This is a genomic window from Eubacterium ramulus (assembly GCF_003122485.1).
GTDB classification, from domain to species: domain Bacteria; phylum Bacillota; class Clostridia; order Lachnospirales; family Lachnospiraceae; genus Eubacterium_I; species Eubacterium_I ramulus_A.
On the sequence record NZ_JRFU01000061.1, the window covers coordinates 14,711 to 33,677 of the forward strand.

Below are 18,967 nucleotides of genomic sequence, written 5' to 3' on the forward strand. Positions count from 1 at the left end.
ATTCCCACCTCATTTCCTATTTTTTCAAAATTCTCATTGCGTTCAAAACAGCAATTATGGTAACGCCTACATCACCAAATACAGCTTCCCACATTCCCGCAATACCAAGAGCGCCAAGAATCAGGAACACACTCTTAATCCCAAGAGCAATCACTATATTCTGCATGACAATCTGTTTTGTCGCTTTTGCTACTTCAATCGCGTCCACCAGCTTAGACGGTTCATCTGTCATCAGAACTACATCTGCTGCTTCAATGGCCGCATCCGAACCAAGCCCACCCATTGCAATACCAACATCTGCACGGGCAAGGACAGGAGCGTCATTGATACCATCACCAACAAAAGTCAATTTGCTTCCCGGTCTCTTTTTACTGTCTAAAAGCTCAACCTTTTCCACTTTTTGGTCAGGAAGCAGCTGTGCATAATATTCATCCAACTGCAATTCTTCTGCAACAGACTTCCCTATTTTTTCATCATCACCGGTAAGCATGACTGTTTTTTCCACGCCGATATGTTTCAGGTCAGAAATTGCTTTTTTACTGTCCGGCTTCACTTCATCTGTTATCAAAATGCATCCGGCATATTGACCATCTACTGCTACATAAACCTTTGTACCAACTTTTTCACAGGCTGTGTACTCCACATGCTCTGAATCCATAAGTTTCGTATTGCCAGCATAAACTTTCTTCTTTCCTGCCATGGCACTGATTCCATATCCGGAAATTTCCTTGTAATCAGAGATAACTGATTGGTCAATTTCTTTTCCATAAGTAGAGAGAATGGATTTTGCAATAGGATGGTTAGAAAAGCTCTCTGCCTGGGCCGCATACTCCAGAACCTGTTCTTTTGAAAATCCATTTGCAGGCAGAATATCAGTCACATTGAAAACACCCTTTGTAAGTGTTCCAGTTTTATCGAACACAATAATGCTGACATTATTAAGCGCCTCTAAATAATTACTTCCTTTTACAAGAACACCTCGTTTAGATGCCGCACCAATACCTCCGAAGAAAGTCAGCGGGATTGAAATGACCAATGCACATGGGCAAGATACCACAAGGAAAACAAATCCTCTGCGAATCCACTCTGTCCAACCTCCACCAAGAAGGATCGGTGGCAGAATTGCCAGAATAGCTGCTAAGATTACAACAACAGGAGTGTAATAACGTGCAAATGTAGTAATGAAATTTTCTGTTGGTGCTTTTCTACTGGACGCATTCTCCACAAGATCAATAATCTTTGAAGCAGTAGATTCACCAAATGCTTTCGTTGTCTTAATCGTTAAAACACCCGTCTGATTCATACAACCGGAAAGTGCTTCGTCTCCTTTATGAACGCTTCTCGGAACCGATTCTCCAGTTAAAGCCCTTGTATCCAGCATAGAATCTCCATCCAATACCACACCGTCTAATGGGATTTTTTCACCAGGCTTTACAATAATAATCTCACCAATGGCAACACTTTCAGGAGATATGGTAATCAATTCTCCGTTCCTTCTGACTGTAGCACAATCCGGACGTATATCCATTAAATCTGATATAGATTTTCTGGAACGCTCAACAGCCAATGACTGGAAAAATTCACCAACTTGATAGAACAGCATAACAGCAACTGCTTCCGGATATTCACCAATGACAAAAGCACCAATCGTAGAAACGCTCATCAGGAAATGTTCATCAAACACACGTCCCTTTGAAATATTCCTCACAGCTTGCCATACAACATCCCCGCCAAGAATAATATAGGAGACAATGAGAAAAACTAACTCGACAGGCAGTGGCACTTTCGCAAAAACTGTCAATGCCATACCAATACCATAGATTGCTGCGCCAATCGCTAAACGAATCGTCAACTTCTTGTCCTCATTGTTATAGGATGTATTGGTATCCTGTTTTTTTGCAGGTATATAGTATTCCTGTGCAATTTCGGAAACTTCTACATCTGGCTCATGGCTGTGGACAATCGTTTCAATCTGACTGGCTATTGTATTTGCGGCAACTGGAGCAACATTGATTGTCAGCGTCTGCTTCATCAAATTTACAACTGAGGATTGTACTCCATCCAATTCTCCGACTTCTTTTTCAATTTTTGCAGAACAATTCGGACAATCCAATCCTTTTAACGAATAACTCTTTGTAACATTCATAACGGTTTCTTCCTGAACTTCCACATCTGGCTCATGACTATGAACAATCGTTTCAATCTGACTGGCTATCGTATCTGCGGCTGTCTGAGTAACATTGATTGTAAGCGTCTGCTTCATCAGATTTACCACTGAGGATTGCACTCCATCCAACTCTCCGACTTCTTTTTCAATTTTTGCGGAACAATTTGGACAGTCCAACCCTTTTAATAGAAATATGCGTTTCATGATAATCTCCTTATAATTTGTTTAATTGTTCAATTACTCAACTATAATATTAAAAAATATTATTTCTGCCAAAGATGCTCAAATCCCTTGTCAATAATCTCTTTCACATGATCATCTGCCAGCGAGTAGTAAACTATCTGTGCTTCTTTACGGAATTTTACCAGATTCGCTAGGCGTAATGCCTTTAACTGATGCGAAATTGCAGATTTTGTTACCCCCAGTAGCACTGCAAGATCACATACACACATCTCACTCTGTTCTAGAGCGTGTAAGATTTGTACTCTAGTTCCATCTCCAAATAGCTTAAACAAAGAAGCCAACTGGATATAATCATCTTTTGGCTGCATCTTGGATTTCACATCATTCACAATATCCTCATGAATTACATCGCAATTACAAATATAAGACGTTTTTGACATATATTCACCTCCAAATAATAATAGTTGAACAACTACTCAACTATTATTATACTTATTTTTAAATTTATGTCAATAAGCTGATGTTAGTTCCCCATAAATTTTACAATTAAAACCAGCTCTTTATTCTTTTCTTAATCTTTTTTTCCCAGTATACCGTTTTGGCTTTCTTGTCACACTTCCTGTAAATTCCGATTTTTCGTTCTCTGCGACTTCCCAATAAACTGGAAATTGGCTATTTCGTTGCAACAATACTTATCCAATGATTTTTTGTATTTGAATACGTTTTTATCTCTGTAAAACCTGCTTCTTTCAAAGCAGCAATGAGTTGATCAGATGTGTAAATCTTCATACCATCAATCAACTTTGTCCATTTTTCATCTGCGTCATTCGTTCCGTCAGATTCGTTACAAATCAGGAATGTCCCTCCGTTTTTCAGAACTCGATTTACCTCAAAAAAACATTTTTTCAATCCCGGCCAAAAGTAAACTGTCTCAAAAGCAGAAACATAATCAAAAACCGCATCAGGAAAAGGGATAGCAGATACATCACCTTGAACCACGCAACATTTCCCTTGTTTAATGGCGGCGGCGTTCAGTTTTTGAGATTCTGCCACACTGACCTTCGAATAATCCATTCCTGTCACATGTCCATTTCCGCATTTGCCCAACCAGGCTACAATATTTGCACCGCCTCCGCAACCAACATCCAGTACCGCAGCGTCCGGATTCACTGAGATATTTGAGAATCCCCATTGTGATAACTTGGCGTGACCGATGTTCATCATCTTCGTCATCAATTTTCCACCGAAGCCTTGTGGCTTACGAGTATTTTCAAAGAAGTTCATTGCATTATTCCTCCTCTTTAAATTCCGATTTTCTCAATTCTCCAAACTGGGATTTATCAGTTAATAAGTTTACTCGCCAGTTTGTATACTTGATTTATTTCTTTGCTTTCTAACTTCCAGTTATTGAGTTCATCTTTAATCAGCTCCGGAAATTTTTTACTAATATCTCTTAAAGCATTACCTACTGATTTCCTAACATATTCACTCGGATCTTCTTTTAAGGCTACAATCCGCCTAATTGCTTCATTCGGATTATCTTTGAAATATGGTCTGCTTGTCCATATTCTTAATCCTTCCGTAACTGCTCTCCTCGTATTTGGATTATCATTTTCTAACCATTCATCAATAATCGGAAGTGCTTTTTCATATCCTGTATTTTTGCAAAATTCATCAAATGCCTTTGCTAATACTTCCTGAACTCTCCAATTATCATCTTTAGAAACTTCATCTCTCATAAATGTCAAAATATCATTTTGTTCTGATAAGTATCCAAAAAGAAATACACCGTACATTCTTATTTGATAGGTATTTGAGTTATAAGCTAAAAACGCCAACTTCTTGACAAATTCTTTATCATTAGATCTATAATCGGATAAGGCTCTTTTTTCTTCCTCTTTAAAACCATTTTCTATCAAAGAAAATTCTTTTTCTAAACTCGCAATATAATTTTCCAAACAAAATCACCTTACTTTCAAATTCAAATTTTCCTGTTATACAAACTGGAATCTGTCGAATTACTTAGACAATCAACTATCTCTGTCAAGCAGTGAATGATAGTCTGACACAATTTTTTCCATTGAGATGTTTTTCATGCTGGATATAAGGTTTTCTTTTAGCATGTCATATGTTTGATCAAGTACATTTCTAATATTTCTACCAACTGGACAAAAAGGAGATGGTTTGGAATGAATACCTATCATTTTATCAATTGCTTGAGGATCTACGGAGGAACAAATACTATAGAGCGAAATATCCTGAAGCGGAACTGCCAGCGTTGTGCCACCTGTTCCAGGTTTTACATCTATGATTCCGTCTTTCTTCAGCGCACTGATAATGTTTCTGATAGTAACTGGATTACATCCAGTTGATAGGGATAGCAGTTCACTTGTCACTTTCTTTTCTTTTCCATATTCATTTATAAATACCAGGCAATGAACTGCAATCGAACACTTATTACTGATATGCATAAAATCAATCCTCCGTTTTTTCATTCCCATTTTATCATAGCACTCATCTGCTGTAAATATTGACACTACACCATGTAGCTGTTATACTGAACCCGTGATGTAGTTTTATTTTTTACACCAAAGGAGGAATAAAATGAAATATTATAGGATTATTTTCAGTCCAACTGGTGGAACAGAAAAGGTTGCAAATGCAATCACGAAAAACTGGAAACAAATCGAAACAATCGATCTGACTCTTCTGGATACTGATTACGCTAAAATTTCTTTTGAAAAAGATTCGCTGGTCCTGATTGCGATGCCGTCTTTTGGTGGTGTAGCACCCAGTCTTGCCTTAGAAAGGCTTTCTATGCTCAAAGGAAACGGTGCAATGTGTGTTGTTACCGCAGTATATGGCAACCGTGCTTACGAGGATACCCTGTTGCAGATGCAGGATTACGCACAAACAGCCGGATTCCAGGTGATTACAGCTATCTCAGCCGTAGCAGAACACTCTATCATCCGCAAATACGCAGCTGGAAGACCTAATTTGAATGATTATAAAGAACTCGCTGAATTTGGTGATCGAATTCTTGAAAAAGCTGCTTCTGGCGCATTATCAACACCTGTAGTTCCCGGCAACAAACCGTACAAAAAAGCAGGAGTCGGAATGATTCCTAAAGCAAATGCCACCTGTACTGCTTGCGGTCTATGCGCACAAAAATGTCCATCCGGAGCTATCTCTGCAGATCAACTGAAGCTCTCCGACAAAAGCAAATGTATCTCCTGTATGAGGTGCGTGTCCATATGCCCAGTTCATGCAAGAAAGGTCAGCCAGCTTATGACTTCGGTCGCTGCCGCTGCACTCAAAAAAACCTGCTCAGTTGAAAAAGAAAATGAGCTGTTTATCTAAAGCTTAAACATATGCTTTTAACCCTTCCATTCTATAATTTAGTCTGGAAGGGTTAACTATTATATTTCGACAAATATATAATTTCTCACATTTTCTTCCTGTGAATTTTAGATGCTGTCATTTAAAATTAACCACATCCAAAATATCGTTTTCCTGTAAACCTAGTTTATTTTTGGGGACATCCATAATAATCGCAAACCATTTTTTATTGCTCTGATGTCGGAAAACTATGTAATTCGGATATTTTACCCACGGATGATCGGGCTCTGCACTATAATTGCTTCGTATATATTCTTCTAACTCTTTTCGATTCATTATATCATCTCTGCAACTTCTTTATCCTTCCTACATAGTAAAATCTTCCATGTAAAATCAGTAGTAAATGAAAAACCCTGCTTACATGGAGGTGCATTAGCATAATAAAACCGCTTGTCAGAAAAGCGGTCAAATGGTATTCTTTTCATAGGCAGTGGTGTCTTTCTGTATTGAATTGTTTTGTGTGGTAACTTTACAATATCAAATACTGGTAAGAATTGTCATTGCCTATTTTATTATTGAGAAAAAGAAAGCTGCGCCACAGCCTTGGCAGGCCATCGCGCAGCGATTTTGTTCAACCGGAATTTGTAATTACATTCCATACATATTGGCATTCTTTACAATCACTCTATCTCCTTTTTCTAATTGTTCCTTAGAAACTCCTCTTAACCCAAGTCCAACATGTTCTGTTTTATATCCACAACCATTTGATTTTCGTTCTTTTGTATGTATATCGATGGTAGTAATTATAGTCTCTAATACACCTCCATTTGTTTTATAAACACACGCATTTTCTCCTTCTCTACACATTCCTGTTGATATGTTTCCTGTGGCAACTGTTCCAACCCCCATAATTGTAAATACATCATCAATAATCAATTCAAAGTCTTCTTTTAAACATAATGGAACATCTAATCTGTTCATATACTCTTTTTCTCGCTCTTTTTTGCTTTTACCAAATAATCCCATAGTGTTTCTCCTTTATAACTTCCGAGTTGTCTCTATCTTTATCTTTTAATTATACACAGGATTTGAATCTTTTTCTACTTATCTATAATCAAAAAATCCTCTCGAAAAATCCTCTTCCTTGTATTATAAAACCGCTTTCATAAAGTTTTTCTTCTTTTTCAGAATACCTGCGTATCACTACGAATATTCCGACTGTCAAAATCACTCCAAATACGATTCCTGCCAGAATTCCATTCGTCCCCATTCCATAACTCTCATTCAGATAATAAGATGGCAGGAAAGAAAGGATTGTTCCCACAACCGATGGCGGTATAAATCTTAGAAAATTCTTATAGCATAGGCATTTTACCATTTCCTTGTCTATCATTCCCAACATTCGCAAACTACAAATGACCCTGCTATTTTCTTCCTTCTCTGCCTGGATACGTGAATGAATTAACAGAAACTCAGCCATTATCATAAGCCCTATCACAAATGCCATCAAAAATAATAAAAATTGTCCTGATTTCTTTGCATCCTGGTATTTCTCCACTTTCGAAGACAATTCATAATATGTCTGCTCATCTTCATTCAACTGATTGCTTTCCTGCAGATATTCTTTTACTTCACATACTCCCGCATAAGAATCTTCCCAATTCTGAAACTGAAACAAGTTTGCGATACCAGCACTACCTGTTATATCTGCACTTAATTTTTCGAAATCAGAATCGTTGATGATCAGTGTTTTATCTGCAAAGGTCGGATTTTGATTAAACAGTATCTTTACATCTGTTCCAACAGACTGCAGTTTTCTGTCCCCGGAAATCGTTACAGTAGATACTGGCTGTATGTTATGTTCATACCCATCTTCCAGATTGTACTGAAACAAATTCAAAAACTCGCCTTCCTGAATCTGATAATCACATCCAAAATCCCGGTTTATTTCTGTCACAGGAAGGTAATTAAAAACATCATCTCTGATATAGGGAAGCTGAATGACCTGTTCTACAGTAACACCATTTTTCTCCAATATATGAAGGACATCCTGTACTGAAACCTGATTCATTCCATAGATTTCTGAGTACACCATGTCATAGGGAGAATAACTTTTTGCATCCTGTAGAAAAGCCGGATATAAAGTCACACATACCCCCGTAAGCATAACAGATACCGCTATTATGAGAGAGGCTAAAACATACCTACATCCCCATTCTTTCTTGTGTCTGCGGACAAATGACCATTCCACCAGATGAAACCTCATGTAGTTGGGTGCAAGTCTGCATAAGAATGTACTGATCTTTCCTGTTTTTTCTGCCCGATATTGTGCTTTTAGCAGGGTTCCGATTTTATCCAGCATAAGTCTCCCGGCATTCAGGATAAAAGCAACTGCCACCACTACTGTATATAGAACTGCTGTAAGCTTATATGCTTCCGGGCAAAACTGCCATTGCACTCCGTGAACATCTATTGCATAAATGATAACGGAAAAAAATAAAAATGACAGCACAGTTCCTGCCACAAGTGCTATTGCTAATGCCAGCACGGATATGATCACATTTTCAAAAAGTAAGTTTCTAAACGCTTCCTTCCGGCTCATGCCAAGAGAAAACATCACGCCGTATTCCTGTTTTCTTGATGCCAGAAATGCCTGACACGAAACAGGAAGAAAAAAAACCAGAAACACTGCAGACAGAAAAAATGGAAGATAAATGTTATTGGATATTGATGAATTTACAATCGACGCATTCATAAACGTCCTGTTTGTGGAAATAACTGCAAAACAACAGAATAATGCCGTTGCAGATAAATTGCATAGAAAGTACAATCGATATTTGTAAAAACCAGCTTTCAGCATCTTTCGGGAAATATCAAAAAAGGTCATCTTTTCCACCTCCCAAACCGCACAGCGTTTTCCATATATCTTCTCTGAAATTATCGGCAGTGTTCTCTTTCTTTACTTCTTTTGCCAGATTCCCATCCTGTAGAAAAAGTACCCGGTCACAAAAGGATGCCGTATAAGCATCATGTGTCACAAGCAGAGAGCTGATGCCAGACCGTTGATTCATCTGTTTCATACATCGCATCACATCCCCGGTGGTCTTTCGGTCAAGGCTTCCTGTTGGCTCATCTCCAAAAATAATATCCGGTTCATTGATCAGCGCCCTGCCAATCGCAACTCTCTGTTTCTGACCTCCCGATATTTCCGTAATTCCTTTGTCAGCTAATTTTTCAATGCCGAGCACATCCGCTATTCTTGAAAAACGCTCTTGCTGGATGTTTGCTTCTTTTCGTTCAAGAATGAGTGGTAACAATATATTTTCTTTTACCGTCAAACTCTCCAAAAGCTGGAAATCCTGAAAAATCATTCCCATATGCTTTCTGCGAAAAAATGCCTTCTCTTCTTCCGTAAGCTGTGAAAACGTTTCTCCTCCTATTACGGTTTCTCCATCGTCCGGTGTGTCAACTCCGGTCAGCACATGGAGCAGAGTAGTCTTTCCACTGCCGGATGGTCCCATAATAGCAACCATTTCTCCTTTCATAACTTGCAGATTCACATTCTGCAAAATCCGCATAGTTTCTCCTGCGGTTTTATAACTTTTTGAAATATGATTTGCATTTAATACATACATCGAAATTCCTCCTGATAATAAATTTTAAATTTGATTATCAGAAGTATTTAATCATCCATCCGAACCGATAGACTGCAAAGGGTAACTCCCGGTCTGAAAGAAAACTCACCTTGTCCGAGGTATTTAAAGCCATCATATACCCAGAGCACCATTATTTCTATTCCACCGAAACATATACACTCATAGAAATGCAAACATATACTTTCGCTTATATCGTTTTCACTATTTGACTTTTCCAAACATTCCATCTGCTGTATGACTATACTTTCCAAATCCCCTTCTGCATAATATCCACTCCAGATTCGGAAATTTAGCGACAAAAGTAAAATCAGCATGATGGAACTTAAAACCATAATAGCAGCAATTCTCTGTTTTTTTACTGAAATCATATGAATCAAACCCTATACTTCTGCTTTATCATCTGGAAGTTATTTTAATAAATATTTTTCAAATGCTTTGTGCGTGTCAAAGTGAACCTCTTTGAAAAATAAAACGAGCCAAATAATAAAAGCCGGAATAGCCATATATGGTGTTAAAAAATAAGACAACACTGCTCCTACTAACATTATGCCAGCCCATGTAAAACACTGATTTTTTATATCACGAGAAATATGAGCTTTATCATACAATGCCTGTTCTTCTTTCGGTAATGAATTAAATCCCGAAACAAATTTAGCCGCTTTTTCTTTAAATATTGCAAATAACACTCCTATAATCACAAATGGAATAACCAAAACTCCACATAGCCAAAACCCTATATTCATAGTATATTCCTCCTTTACAAATCCCGATTTGTTCTCACATGATATCATATTTTTTCTTCAATTACATCCACCTAATTTTAATACACTGCCTGTCGACTTGCTTGACAGACTTTGAGCTGCCCATTGCCCCATAGCGAAAATACAATTTTGCCACGTTGAAACCTCTTTCTCTCTCGTACTTATCACCATATTATAAGCCACTGTCACACATATTGCTACATTTTTTCAGTGACTTTGCATTTTGGGAAAAAGAAAAAACCGACCCTGGCAGTGCTTACTATGCCCTGTCAGGTATCGGTTTCTTCCATTATCTCAACTTATGTTTACTTTTCTCCTCCGCTTTCGATCCAATCTTTCTCTTTTATTTTGCCTTTGATTACTGCAGGTAGAAATTCCTGCTCTTGTGACATAGGCTGCTGCCTATCTGTGAAGATTCTTTGTTAAAGAATGTGATAACTTATGCTTTTTATATACGCCGATTCTATTTTTTCGGAAACTAAAAAAGTACCCACATCTTTGTGAGTACCCTTTCGGTATGGATTTTTCCATATGTTATAACTTTATGTAATTTACTTTATTCCCAATCAAATTCATCAATACTGTTTTTGATCTCCGTTGAAACAGAACTATCTTTTTTCAAATCGCGCATAAGTTCAGCAAACATTTCACGCTTTGGATTTTTCATATCATTATAGCAGCGGTGCACCATCCAGATATTATGTGGAGTTGGATTTTTTCTTACCGAAGAAATCAGTAATTCTTCATACCCATGTTTATAAAATTGCTCTACAAAATGAACCAGATCCCCCGGCATTCCAAAATCGACCAGTGGATTTGTACCTATGATTTCTAAAATCGGCTCCACTAATTCAAAAGGTTCTGGATATTGGTTGATAGCATCTATCAGATCATCTTCTATATAATATTCTTCACATGGTTTTGCCGCATTTTTCAATCCAGCAATTATCTGCTCTTTCGTCATAAATCCATACCTCCTCTAAAAATCCGTTTTTCTCTCTGATTTCATAACAACATGGACTATTCCACTAATAAGCTTTTTATCAAAATGTTGCTTATTGTTTCATGTTCTTGTCAGCATACGAATAAAGCTTATCCCAGAAAGCCTCATAATCATTGTTCAGTGCTAGTTTTGAATAACAGCTATCTATACCATCTTGCGACACGTCACCTTCCAATTCAATTAAAGCCTGTGCTTCCGTAGTCACCCCTATATCAGTCAGAGCATCGATAACATTTCTATAACTTTTAAACTCTAAACCATCCATAGCCAGCTCTGTGTCATAATCAATAACGGTTACGATATTTCTGATCCATGTTGGATAATTTGCTAATTCTTCTCTTACTTCTGGATACTCATAAATGTCCGCCATTTTCTGTACAAAATCTTCACCATTTGTAAATTCTACCAATGCCTTATCTATAAAATTCATCTATGCTTGCCTTCTTCCATAAATCACAATCCAAACCTAATCCCACACAATTTCCAGACATTGATAATTCTCTGGAATTTCCGGTATACAGGAATAATACAAAGCAGGTTCTGATTCTGTTACTCCATCCGAACACAGCCAGTCGCAATCCACAATATTTTCTAATTCATCAGCTTCCATGTCTGTACACACTATGACGGAATCCCCGACAAGGTTTACACGTTCCATTCCGTCCTCTTCCACAATTTCTGTATCATCATGTAACGCAACACGCACCCATGCTACATTTGGCAGTTTCTCAATCTCTCGAAACTTTTTCCACATTTCATCCAGTGTTGGGCGGCCATTTTCCCACTGGTTTGGAGCAATCGAATCTTCTTCTGAATTTCCATCAAAAAATTCATCCAGCGTTAATAATGGAAACTTATCCCCATTTTCTTCTAATATTTTTTTGAATACCTCAAGTGCTATCATAAATACAACATCCCCTCTTTCAAATGATATTTCTATATGGCAGTTTTCCTACTTTATGCTTTTGTATCTCTTTCTCACATATTTCATGAAGCCTTTCACAATCACTTGACTCCTCGCGAATTTTTTCAAACCATCCTTCTACTCCTCTATCTTTATTTCTAAAAAAAGGATGATTTTTATCCTTTTGCACATTATTCCAAATATATTCAAGGATATCGTCAAGTATTTTCTTTTCTCCATACCAGCCACACACCAGTGCAATATCTTTATATTCTTCAAACGATTTTCTCTTTGGATTACTCAAAAAAAGTTTATATCCGTCTACAATTTTATCTAGTGGGACATCACCTTTAAGCGGAATCAACAATTTATTTTTTAACCTTTCTGCCGAAAACATATATCTTTCTTCATGTTTTTCTAACGCTATTGTTTCACTGGTACACTCTAATGATGTTGTAATGCTAGAATATTCTCTGCATAAATTATGTACATAAGCAACTGGTGTATAGTATGTATTTCTGACTACTTTTAAATAAATTCCTGTTATCAATGGTCCTAATCTGTTATCCATTTCAAGTAATTTTGTCTTTTTTAATTCTGGAAAAAGTTGCTGCCAGTCATCTGTTATCTTCTTTTTTGTTGCCACCGGTCCATTCCTCTCTTATTCCATATCTTACGATCCAATCCTCTTTATTTCTCAGCAGATAATATTTCTTTTAACTCATCAATCGTTTTATCCAAAATATCCGATGATATTGGATATTTTCCGGCTTCCCTATGCGCTATTGCTTCTTCCAGTCTTCTAAAAATTATCCATTGCATTTTGCAAATTATCTTTAAAAAACTCATAGAAATTATCAAAACGCTCCCGTATACCATCTTTATCATATTGACTCCATGATGAAATTTTTCCACTCACACTATCAATACAATAGTAAAATTCATCACAATCTTCTATAATGATATACTTCTCTGGCAAACCATTTTTTCTTTGTTCCAATGTTATTTCTACAAATTTTGGTTTCCCGTTCTTAAAATACCCCATTATGTCGAACCAATATCCACCACAGCCATATTCTTTTAAAAACCATATAAAAGGATCTGGAATTTTTAAAGCTAACTTCTGTTCTGCCTGTGCTATTTCGGCATCTGTTGCTCTTTTTCCTAAAAAAGCATTTCCAAATATAGCCTGATTTTGTTGGATTATAAATTTTAATTCCTTTTGTTCTTCTGAATAACTTTCTTTGTGTGTTTCGTTCTTCTTTTTAAATTTTTCAAACAATACCATACCTACATTGTCTCCCTCTACCGTTTTTAATTTCTATAGCAGCAGAATTATCATTTTTATTTTCCAAATTTATAGCATTTAGGATACGATGTCTTCTGCATCAAAATATCTGCTTTTGATTCTGTAATCTGCTGCACTATAACACATGGCAAGGTATTTACCTGTTGGTAAAGAACACCCGTTGATATTGAAAGCGCAAATATCTTTTTCGTCTCTGCTAAAAATTTCAATTTTTCGTCCGGCAGTTTTGTAATATAAACATTTCCATATCCGGTATCGTCCTCCTCATCATCCATTTCACATCCACTCTCTGCCCATGATTTAAAGTTAAACCATTCTTCTGGTTCAGAGCTTCCAATTTCTGCAGCATCTAAAAATCCACACAGTACGGCTCCCTTTTCTGCTTTTATAATGAGTTCCCGATCACCATTATCATTTCCTATGCTTATGTATCCGGGCGCATATTCTGCAAATTCATTACATTCATAACTTTCAACAATACTTTGTGTATCGTATAATACGCACAAATTCATAACCATCCCATTTGCATAACGTAAAAATTCTTTGTAGACTTTTGGCAGTTCCCCATTGATACGCTTCTCCGCAAAATCGATTTCTTCTTTGGTTACAGGATTATTTTTTTCTATATATTCCAAATTCTTTAGATTCATAAAAATACCCCATGCTTAATCTTTGATTTTCTTTTGTAATTTGTCTAAAAACCACAAACGCTTTATAATGTATACAGTTCTTTACTCATCTTTTTATACGATGCTTTCTCACAGAAAGATTTTCGTCTTCGATTAATCATATCAATAACCATTTGTTGAGCAGATTCCTTTGAAGATAACTGACATTGAATGTTTTCAATACAGTAATTATAAAATTGTTCATGCCATTCAATATAATAATCCCCAGAATAAAAACTGTCCTTTAATCTTTGCAGATAATGTTCAAATACTTCCTTTCCTTCTTCAAAATCCCCTTTCATGAAACAGAGCATTGCCAGATGATATAACTCCCAGAATCGTCTATGTTCTGGCAGTTTCTCAACTTGCTCCTGCAAACAGGATTTTGCATATTCCATATCTGAAAATTTTCGATATTCGTCTATTTCCTTCAAAGCACTTTTTGCCAGTTTTTCTATGACAATCTGAAACGCCTCATCATCGTTTTTATATTCCACATAACCAACACCGGTACTAACATCACATCCATAGTTATATGATAGCATTTTGTTTAGGCTTTCTGTAGATTCCCATAAAAATGAGACTCCGGCATTCAAACTTGCCCCTTTAGAATAACCATTTGTTGCAAATTCAACGATAATGAAATAGTACCCATTATCATCTATCCAACTTCTTGAACTTCCTATTTGAAACAAATTTTCTGACTCTAAAAATTCCTTAACAGTTGTTTTGATTATTTTATTATGTGGCAACATATAATGCCAGCTCCTTTACAATTCTACATTTTTATTTACCGATTTCTGCGGAATACAATTTAATTTTTTCACCATGAACTCAAATATTTCAGCCTCATATCCTGACGAATATAGCATTTGAAAATTATTGCACTGATGGATAATAATATACTTTTGTGTGTTTTCGAAAAAGTCAACCTTGAAATCTGCAGTCAATATTCCATTAAACGCAAGGCGTTTTACACCTTTTACTTTAATAAAATATTCACCACTTTTTTCATAAAAATCATAATCCAACGTATCATTTACATCATGTACTTTCAATTTTCGAACTATTTCATCTCGCGACAGTTCCGTCCGAAATATCAAATCCTGTCCCACATTTTTATATGTTCCATTAGAATATTTCACATATCTTTTCCAACGCATGACAATAATCAGTACGGAACAGACTGCCAATATACAAAAAAATATATAAAATACTGGAATCCTGTTCATCATGTTCCCTCTCTCTGTTTTACTAATTTTTCGCCATCTCTTTCCAATAGTTCTTCAACATTTCCAGTATTCTTTTGGCATCATCAATTTCCGTTTTCTGATTATATTCTCCCATTTCACTGAAAGTTCCGGATTCACTTACAATCCCCAATAACCATTTCCCCAATAGATTCTTTTTATACTTGAAAACCAAACAATTTATACCGTCCTCATCTGCAAATGCATTTGTATATTCTATCTTCGCCGGTTTCTTTTCCAATTCACTTGGATCAGATAACCAATCTTCCAATTCTTCCATTGCATTTTTAATTGTTTTGTTCATAACCATACCTGCCTTGTCCCCCTTTTACTGTTCTGGCCTTCTGATCTGGTTTTTGCATAGATCACATAAAATCTTCTGTATTTTTTATGATCCCAAAAACTCTTTACCTGCCGCTGCTTGTTGCTTTCATTTTACCATACTGCCTGCCTTTTTCCATCTATATTTTGGCAAATATGGTGCATTGATTACTCTGATAAATATTCCTGGCTTTTGACATAAGTTGATCTAATTATGTGTTTTTAGAAATGGAAAAGAGTACCCACATCTTTGTGAGTACCCTCTCAATATAGATTCTGCTTATTTACTTTGTGTTTTGATCACTGAATGTTCAGTTCACCGATCAGTTTTCTCCCATCTTCTGTCCGCTGCATTTTTACGGCATGATGATGAAACTGCACGATTTCTCCAACATCCACACTGATTCTCCCATTCGCTCTCCGGCTTTGGTGGCAACGGTTTTCCAAGAAGTGGTACAATGATTTTCGGATCTTCGCTTTGCTCCGAATGCCAAAATCCTGTAGTTTCATAGGTTGTATATACCTCAACCTCATCAATATGTATCCCAAGCACCCGTTCCAATGCGCAGACATTAAAATAGCTGGCACGCGTTTTTTGCTTTATCTCATGCCACTTTTTATCATCAACTTTACTTTTCATTTCGATCAGATGCAAGATCCATTTTCCATCTTTTTTCTGAAGCAACACATGATCTACACTTCTTTGTAATTTCAGGGGACTTTCACGTTTAAGGAAATTACACTTCCCTTTGTGATCATAATCTTCACAGCATAAGTTATCTCCCTGAATGGTCACCTGCAGCTCGCTTCTGCCAGATTCGCTCTTTTCCTCCAAGCAGTAAGAATCATTTTCCGGAAGGAAAAAATCTTCTTCCAAAAACTTCTCAATTCCATATGCAATCCGTTCTTCTACCATTTATCAGTCCTCCTGAAATGCATACACTTCCTCTACAATCTTTTCGAGGGCATTATTGAATGTAGGCACAACGAATCCGTACTTTGTTGCTTCCAGCGCTTCTAAGTGTGTTTTTCCATTATTGTCTGGAACAAACTGATACATCTGAACATCTTCTCTGGAAAGCAGATCTTCTTTCCGGTATCCATATTCTTTCTGCAGTTCACTACTCCGCACATGGTTTTTCAATTTCATCATGTTATTGATATGCTGTAAAATCGTATCACTGTGCGTAGTGATCCATACCGGAATCCCAAGATTCATCATATTAATAAGCAATCGTGCCATTTTCTGCTGCAATTCTGGATGCAGATGTGCTTCCGGTTCTTCAATGATCATCGCATTAAAATTGATCCCGGATTTCAGCACCAACAGCAGCGGAGAAATTTCCGAAACAATGGAAGATGCCACATACAGCGGAAGCTCTTTCTCACTGCCCTCCGGTTGATATTTGATCACTGGCAACATATCTTTCTTTACGGACAGATTTCCCTTCGTCATCTGCTTTTCAATATATTCGATGATCTTTGCATACTTTTTGCTGTCTTTTTTATTGATCTCAAATTTTGTTATCAACTGCAAAAAATCTACATACGGAAGTGTCAGGGTACTTGTGTTATCCTGCAATTCCGGTGAAAAACTAATCTGCAGTGAATTTTCAATCAACTGGGCATACGTGAGCATAAAACCGGTTCTTGATGCCGGTAAGTAAATTGGTTCCCCATTCCGTCTGCCCTTTACGATCGGCGTATACCATGGTGCTGCAATTCCTTCCATTAATAAATTCCAGCAGATATAAGCATTCATACGGAGCAGTTCTTCCCAGTTTGCCGCTTCCACTTCTGGGAATTTAATATATCCGCCTGTGACAGAATATCTGGATGCAGACGCATCCCAAACCATCTTGATCGGATGATTCCTCTCATAATGTGTAATCTTTAGTTTTTCAATCTCAACCTCATAGTTGAAAATTTTTTTTACCAGAGCTTTTTTCTGTGTACTCAGTAATTCATTAAACCAGGTTATATACAGGTCTATCGCATCATCCGTCAGTGCAGTTTCTGTGTTAAGATGTTCTTTTAACCAGCTTTCGCACTGCTTGTATGCCTTTGCTTCAGAGGGCTTCTTTGGGAAAATATCTTTACCTAAAGTCAATATTCCCCATAAAATACTCATCAAATAACTTTTTCCGCTATTGTTATCACCCACAAAACACATTAACGGTGCGATCGTAACATCTGCACTTTTTATTTTTGCAAAATTTTCAACGTGGAGTGTCCATTTTTTATCCATTCCCGTCTCCTCTCCCATCAGATTGCTTTTTTGCTCCAGGATAACCCCTGTTTTCTGCCTGACATCTTTATCATTTAATACTACCATATGCCATCCCTTTTTTCAAATTATTCGCACATCATCATAGGGAAACTGCCGCTTCCACGAACAAACATTCATGGAGCGGCAGCTTCATTTTTCCCTATATGACAGTTTTTAGTTTTCTTTCATTATGCGCTACTTTCCGCATCCGGTTCCCATCCATGAGCCTGAATCCCAGATAGGAGTTCCTACTTAAGTCTTTTATTCTTTTCTTTTTCCTCTAGTATTTCAGCATCAATCTTATAATTTCTCGCATAGTTTGTAAAAACCACCTCATGCGCCATTGCATAATCAAACATCAGATTGAACATAGATTTCATTCTGGATTTCGTTCCGGCTGAAGCCATTCTCTTCTTTCCTTTATCTTTTCCCTTATCTTGAATAATATATCCATCATCCATACAACCAGACAAATGATATACCCGAATATCCTTCATTCTCATATTATACAAAGAAGAACAATACTTATATGCGGCTTTTACGGTTCTAATAGCAGCTGGAGTGATTTTTTTAAAATATTCTTCCGTCCATTTTTCATAACATTCAGCAAACGTAATCTTGTCAGCATCTAAATCATACGGGTTCTCATTATATGCAGCAAGCGCCTGTAACGCTTTTTGTTTTGTTTCATAATATCCAAGCGTCTTATACTTTTGAACTTGTTTATCTTCCACCAGATCATAAACAAATCCGTCTGTAATTCTAGCCCTCCATGGTTTTCGCCTTTTTCCTTTCAATTTGTGTACACTGCCGTATCCATTAGGTAATTTCATCGTAATCCATCCTTCCGCTTTTCAAATGGAAACTACTGTCCATTTGTGTATTATTTGTGTATTACGCATTGTGTATTACCTGTGTATTACGTGTGTATTATATACAAAAATTGAGGGCTTGTCAAAACGAACCAAGCCCTCAAAAAGTCAGTATTTATGCGGTTTTCTTAGAACTTACCAGCCTTAGCAGCTTCCTCTACGGAAACAGGAAGTCTAGTATTTATGCGGTTTTAGAGGTCGAAATGTACTAATAATGTGCAAACCATCTACGTCTGATTAGTGTTTATCGTGTTCGAAAAAATAA

Annotated in this window: 23 protein-coding genes; 1 reads left to right on the forward strand and 22 read right to left on the reverse strand. The window is 36.8% G+C overall.

Features of this window, described 5'->3' with window-relative positions; translation table 11 throughout:
* Positions 1 to 16: 16 nt before the first annotated feature.
* The 5 genes from LG34_RS05595 to LG34_RS05615 all read right to left on the reverse strand — a co-directional run bounded on the left by LG34_RS05595 (position 17) and on the right by LG34_RS05615 (position 4,851).
* Positions 17 to 2,371, reverse strand: coding sequence for a heavy metal translocating P-type ATPase (locus LG34_RS05595; protein ID WP_109215206.1), 2,355 nt, complete (start codon positions 2,369 to 2,371; stop codon positions 17 to 19).
* A gap of 59 nt (positions 2,372 to 2,430) precedes the next feature.
* Complete coding sequence (locus tag LG34_RS05600; RefSeq protein ID WP_015512809.1) at positions 2,431 to 2,790, reverse strand: ArsR/SmtB family transcription factor; 360 nt, start codon at positions 2,788 to 2,790, stop codon at positions 2,431 to 2,433.
* 232 nt (positions 2,791 to 3,022) lie between these two features.
* Positions 3,023 to 3,634, reverse strand: a complete 612-nt coding sequence (locus LG34_RS05605) for a class I SAM-dependent methyltransferase (protein WP_055273072.1) — start codon at positions 3,632 to 3,634, stop codon at positions 3,023 to 3,025.
* A 56-nt stretch (positions 3,635 to 3,690) separates the two neighbouring features.
* The gene (locus LG34_RS05610; RefSeq protein ID WP_109215207.1) at positions 3,691 to 4,308 is read right to left on the reverse strand and encodes a DNA alkylation repair protein; all 618 of its coding nucleotides are present in this window, start codon (positions 4,306 to 4,308) and stop codon (positions 3,691 to 3,693) included.
* Between the two features lie 72 nt (positions 4,309 to 4,380).
* Complete coding sequence (locus LG34_RS05615) at positions 4,381 to 4,851, reverse strand: RrF2 family transcriptional regulator (protein WP_242979811.1); 471 nt, start codon at positions 4,849 to 4,851, stop codon at positions 4,381 to 4,383.
* 103 nt (positions 4,852 to 4,954) lie between these two features.
* Here LG34_RS05615 and LG34_RS05620 point away from each other — a divergent pair, with 103 nt between their 5' ends.
* Entirely contained in the window at positions 4,955 to 5,710 is a 756-nt protein-coding gene (locus tag LG34_RS05620; protein WP_109215209.1) for a 4Fe-4S binding protein, read from the forward strand.
* A gap of 627 nt (positions 5,711 to 6,337) precedes the next feature.
* On the opposite strand, the gene LG34_RS05630 is transcribed toward LG34_RS05620, so the two are convergent.
* The 17 genes from LG34_RS05630 to LG34_RS05710 form a co-directional block, all read right to left on the reverse strand.
* Positions 6,338 to 6,715: a translation elongation factor Tu domain protein gene (locus LG34_RS05630; RefSeq protein ID WP_021748087.1), complete on the reverse strand. Its 378-nt coding sequence runs from the start codon at positions 6,713 to 6,715 to the stop codon at positions 6,338 to 6,340.
* Positions 6,716 to 6,803: 88 nt separating this feature from the next.
* A complete protein-coding gene (locus LG34_RS05635) occupies positions 6,804 to 8,576 on the reverse strand; it encodes an FtsX-like permease family protein (protein WP_109215211.1) in 1,773 nt (590 codons plus the stop codon).
* The gene (locus tag LG34_RS05640; protein ID WP_109215212.1) at positions 8,563 to 9,324 is read right to left on the reverse strand and encodes an ABC transporter ATP-binding protein; all 762 of its coding nucleotides are present in this window, start codon (positions 9,322 to 9,324) and stop codon (positions 8,563 to 8,565) included. The genes LG34_RS05635 and LG34_RS05640 overlap by 14 nt, the downstream gene beginning before the upstream one ends.
* 47 nt (positions 9,325 to 9,371) lie before the next feature.
* Positions 9,372 to 9,713: a hypothetical protein gene (locus LG34_RS05645; RefSeq protein WP_109215213.1), complete on the reverse strand. Its 342-nt coding sequence runs from the start codon at positions 9,711 to 9,713 to the stop codon at positions 9,372 to 9,374.
* 39 nt (positions 9,714 to 9,752) lie between these two features.
* Positions 9,753 to 10,088, reverse strand: a complete 336-nt coding sequence (locus tag LG34_RS05650) for a DUF3784 domain-containing protein (RefSeq protein WP_040646272.1) — start codon at positions 10,086 to 10,088, stop codon at positions 9,753 to 9,755.
* A gap of 574 nt (positions 10,089 to 10,662) precedes the next feature.
* A complete protein-coding gene (locus LG34_RS05655) occupies positions 10,663 to 11,070 on the reverse strand; it encodes a hypothetical protein (RefSeq protein WP_109215214.1) in 408 nt (135 codons plus the stop codon).
* 91 nt (positions 11,071 to 11,161) lie between these two features.
* Complete coding sequence (locus LG34_RS05660; RefSeq protein WP_109215215.1) at positions 11,162 to 11,539, reverse strand: hypothetical protein; 378 nt, start codon at positions 11,537 to 11,539, stop codon at positions 11,162 to 11,164.
* A gap of 36 nt (positions 11,540 to 11,575) precedes the next feature.
* Entirely contained in the window at positions 11,576 to 12,013 is a 438-nt protein-coding gene (locus tag LG34_RS05665) for a hypothetical protein (protein ID WP_109215216.1), read from the reverse strand.
* Positions 12,014 to 12,032: 19 nt separating this feature from the next.
* Positions 12,033 to 12,659 (reverse strand): hypothetical protein, encoded by a 627-nt coding sequence (locus LG34_RS05670; RefSeq protein WP_109215217.1) that lies wholly within the window; start codon positions 12,657 to 12,659, stop codon positions 12,033 to 12,035.
* 156 nt (positions 12,660 to 12,815) lie between these two features.
* A complete protein-coding gene (locus tag LG34_RS05675; RefSeq protein ID WP_109215218.1) occupies positions 12,816 to 13,301 on the reverse strand; it encodes an SMI1/KNR4 family protein in 486 nt (161 codons plus the stop codon).
* 56 nt (positions 13,302 to 13,357) lie between these two features.
* Positions 13,358 to 13,972 (reverse strand): SMI1/KNR4 family protein, encoded by a 615-nt coding sequence (locus tag LG34_RS05680; protein WP_109215219.1) that lies wholly within the window; start codon positions 13,970 to 13,972, stop codon positions 13,358 to 13,360.
* A gap of 62 nt (positions 13,973 to 14,034) precedes the next feature.
* Entirely contained in the window at positions 14,035 to 14,745 is a 711-nt protein-coding gene (locus tag LG34_RS05685) for a hypothetical protein (RefSeq protein ID WP_109215220.1), read from the reverse strand.
* 15 nt (positions 14,746 to 14,760) lie between these two features.
* A complete protein-coding gene (locus LG34_RS05690; protein ID WP_242831190.1) occupies positions 14,761 to 15,135 on the reverse strand; it encodes a hypothetical protein in 375 nt (124 codons plus the stop codon).
* Between the two features lie 109 nt (positions 15,136 to 15,244).
* The gene (locus tag LG34_RS05695; RefSeq protein ID WP_146190192.1) at positions 15,245 to 15,544 is read right to left on the reverse strand and encodes a hypothetical protein; all 300 of its coding nucleotides are present in this window, start codon (positions 15,542 to 15,544) and stop codon (positions 15,245 to 15,247) included.
* Positions 15,545 to 15,877: 333 nt separating this feature from the next.
* Positions 15,878 to 16,477, reverse strand: a complete 600-nt coding sequence (locus LG34_RS05700; RefSeq protein ID WP_109215222.1) for a hypothetical protein — start codon at positions 16,475 to 16,477, stop codon at positions 15,878 to 15,880.
* Between the two features lie 3 nt (positions 16,478 to 16,480).
* Positions 16,481 to 17,896, reverse strand: coding sequence for an AAA family ATPase (locus LG34_RS05705; protein WP_242979812.1), 1,416 nt, complete (start codon positions 17,894 to 17,896; stop codon positions 16,481 to 16,483).
* 182 nt (positions 17,897 to 18,078) lie between these two features.
* The gene (locus LG34_RS05710; protein ID WP_109215223.1) at positions 18,079 to 18,663 is read right to left on the reverse strand and encodes a hypothetical protein; all 585 of its coding nucleotides are present in this window, start codon (positions 18,661 to 18,663) and stop codon (positions 18,079 to 18,081) included.
* Positions 18,664 to 18,967: the final 304 nt, after the last annotated feature.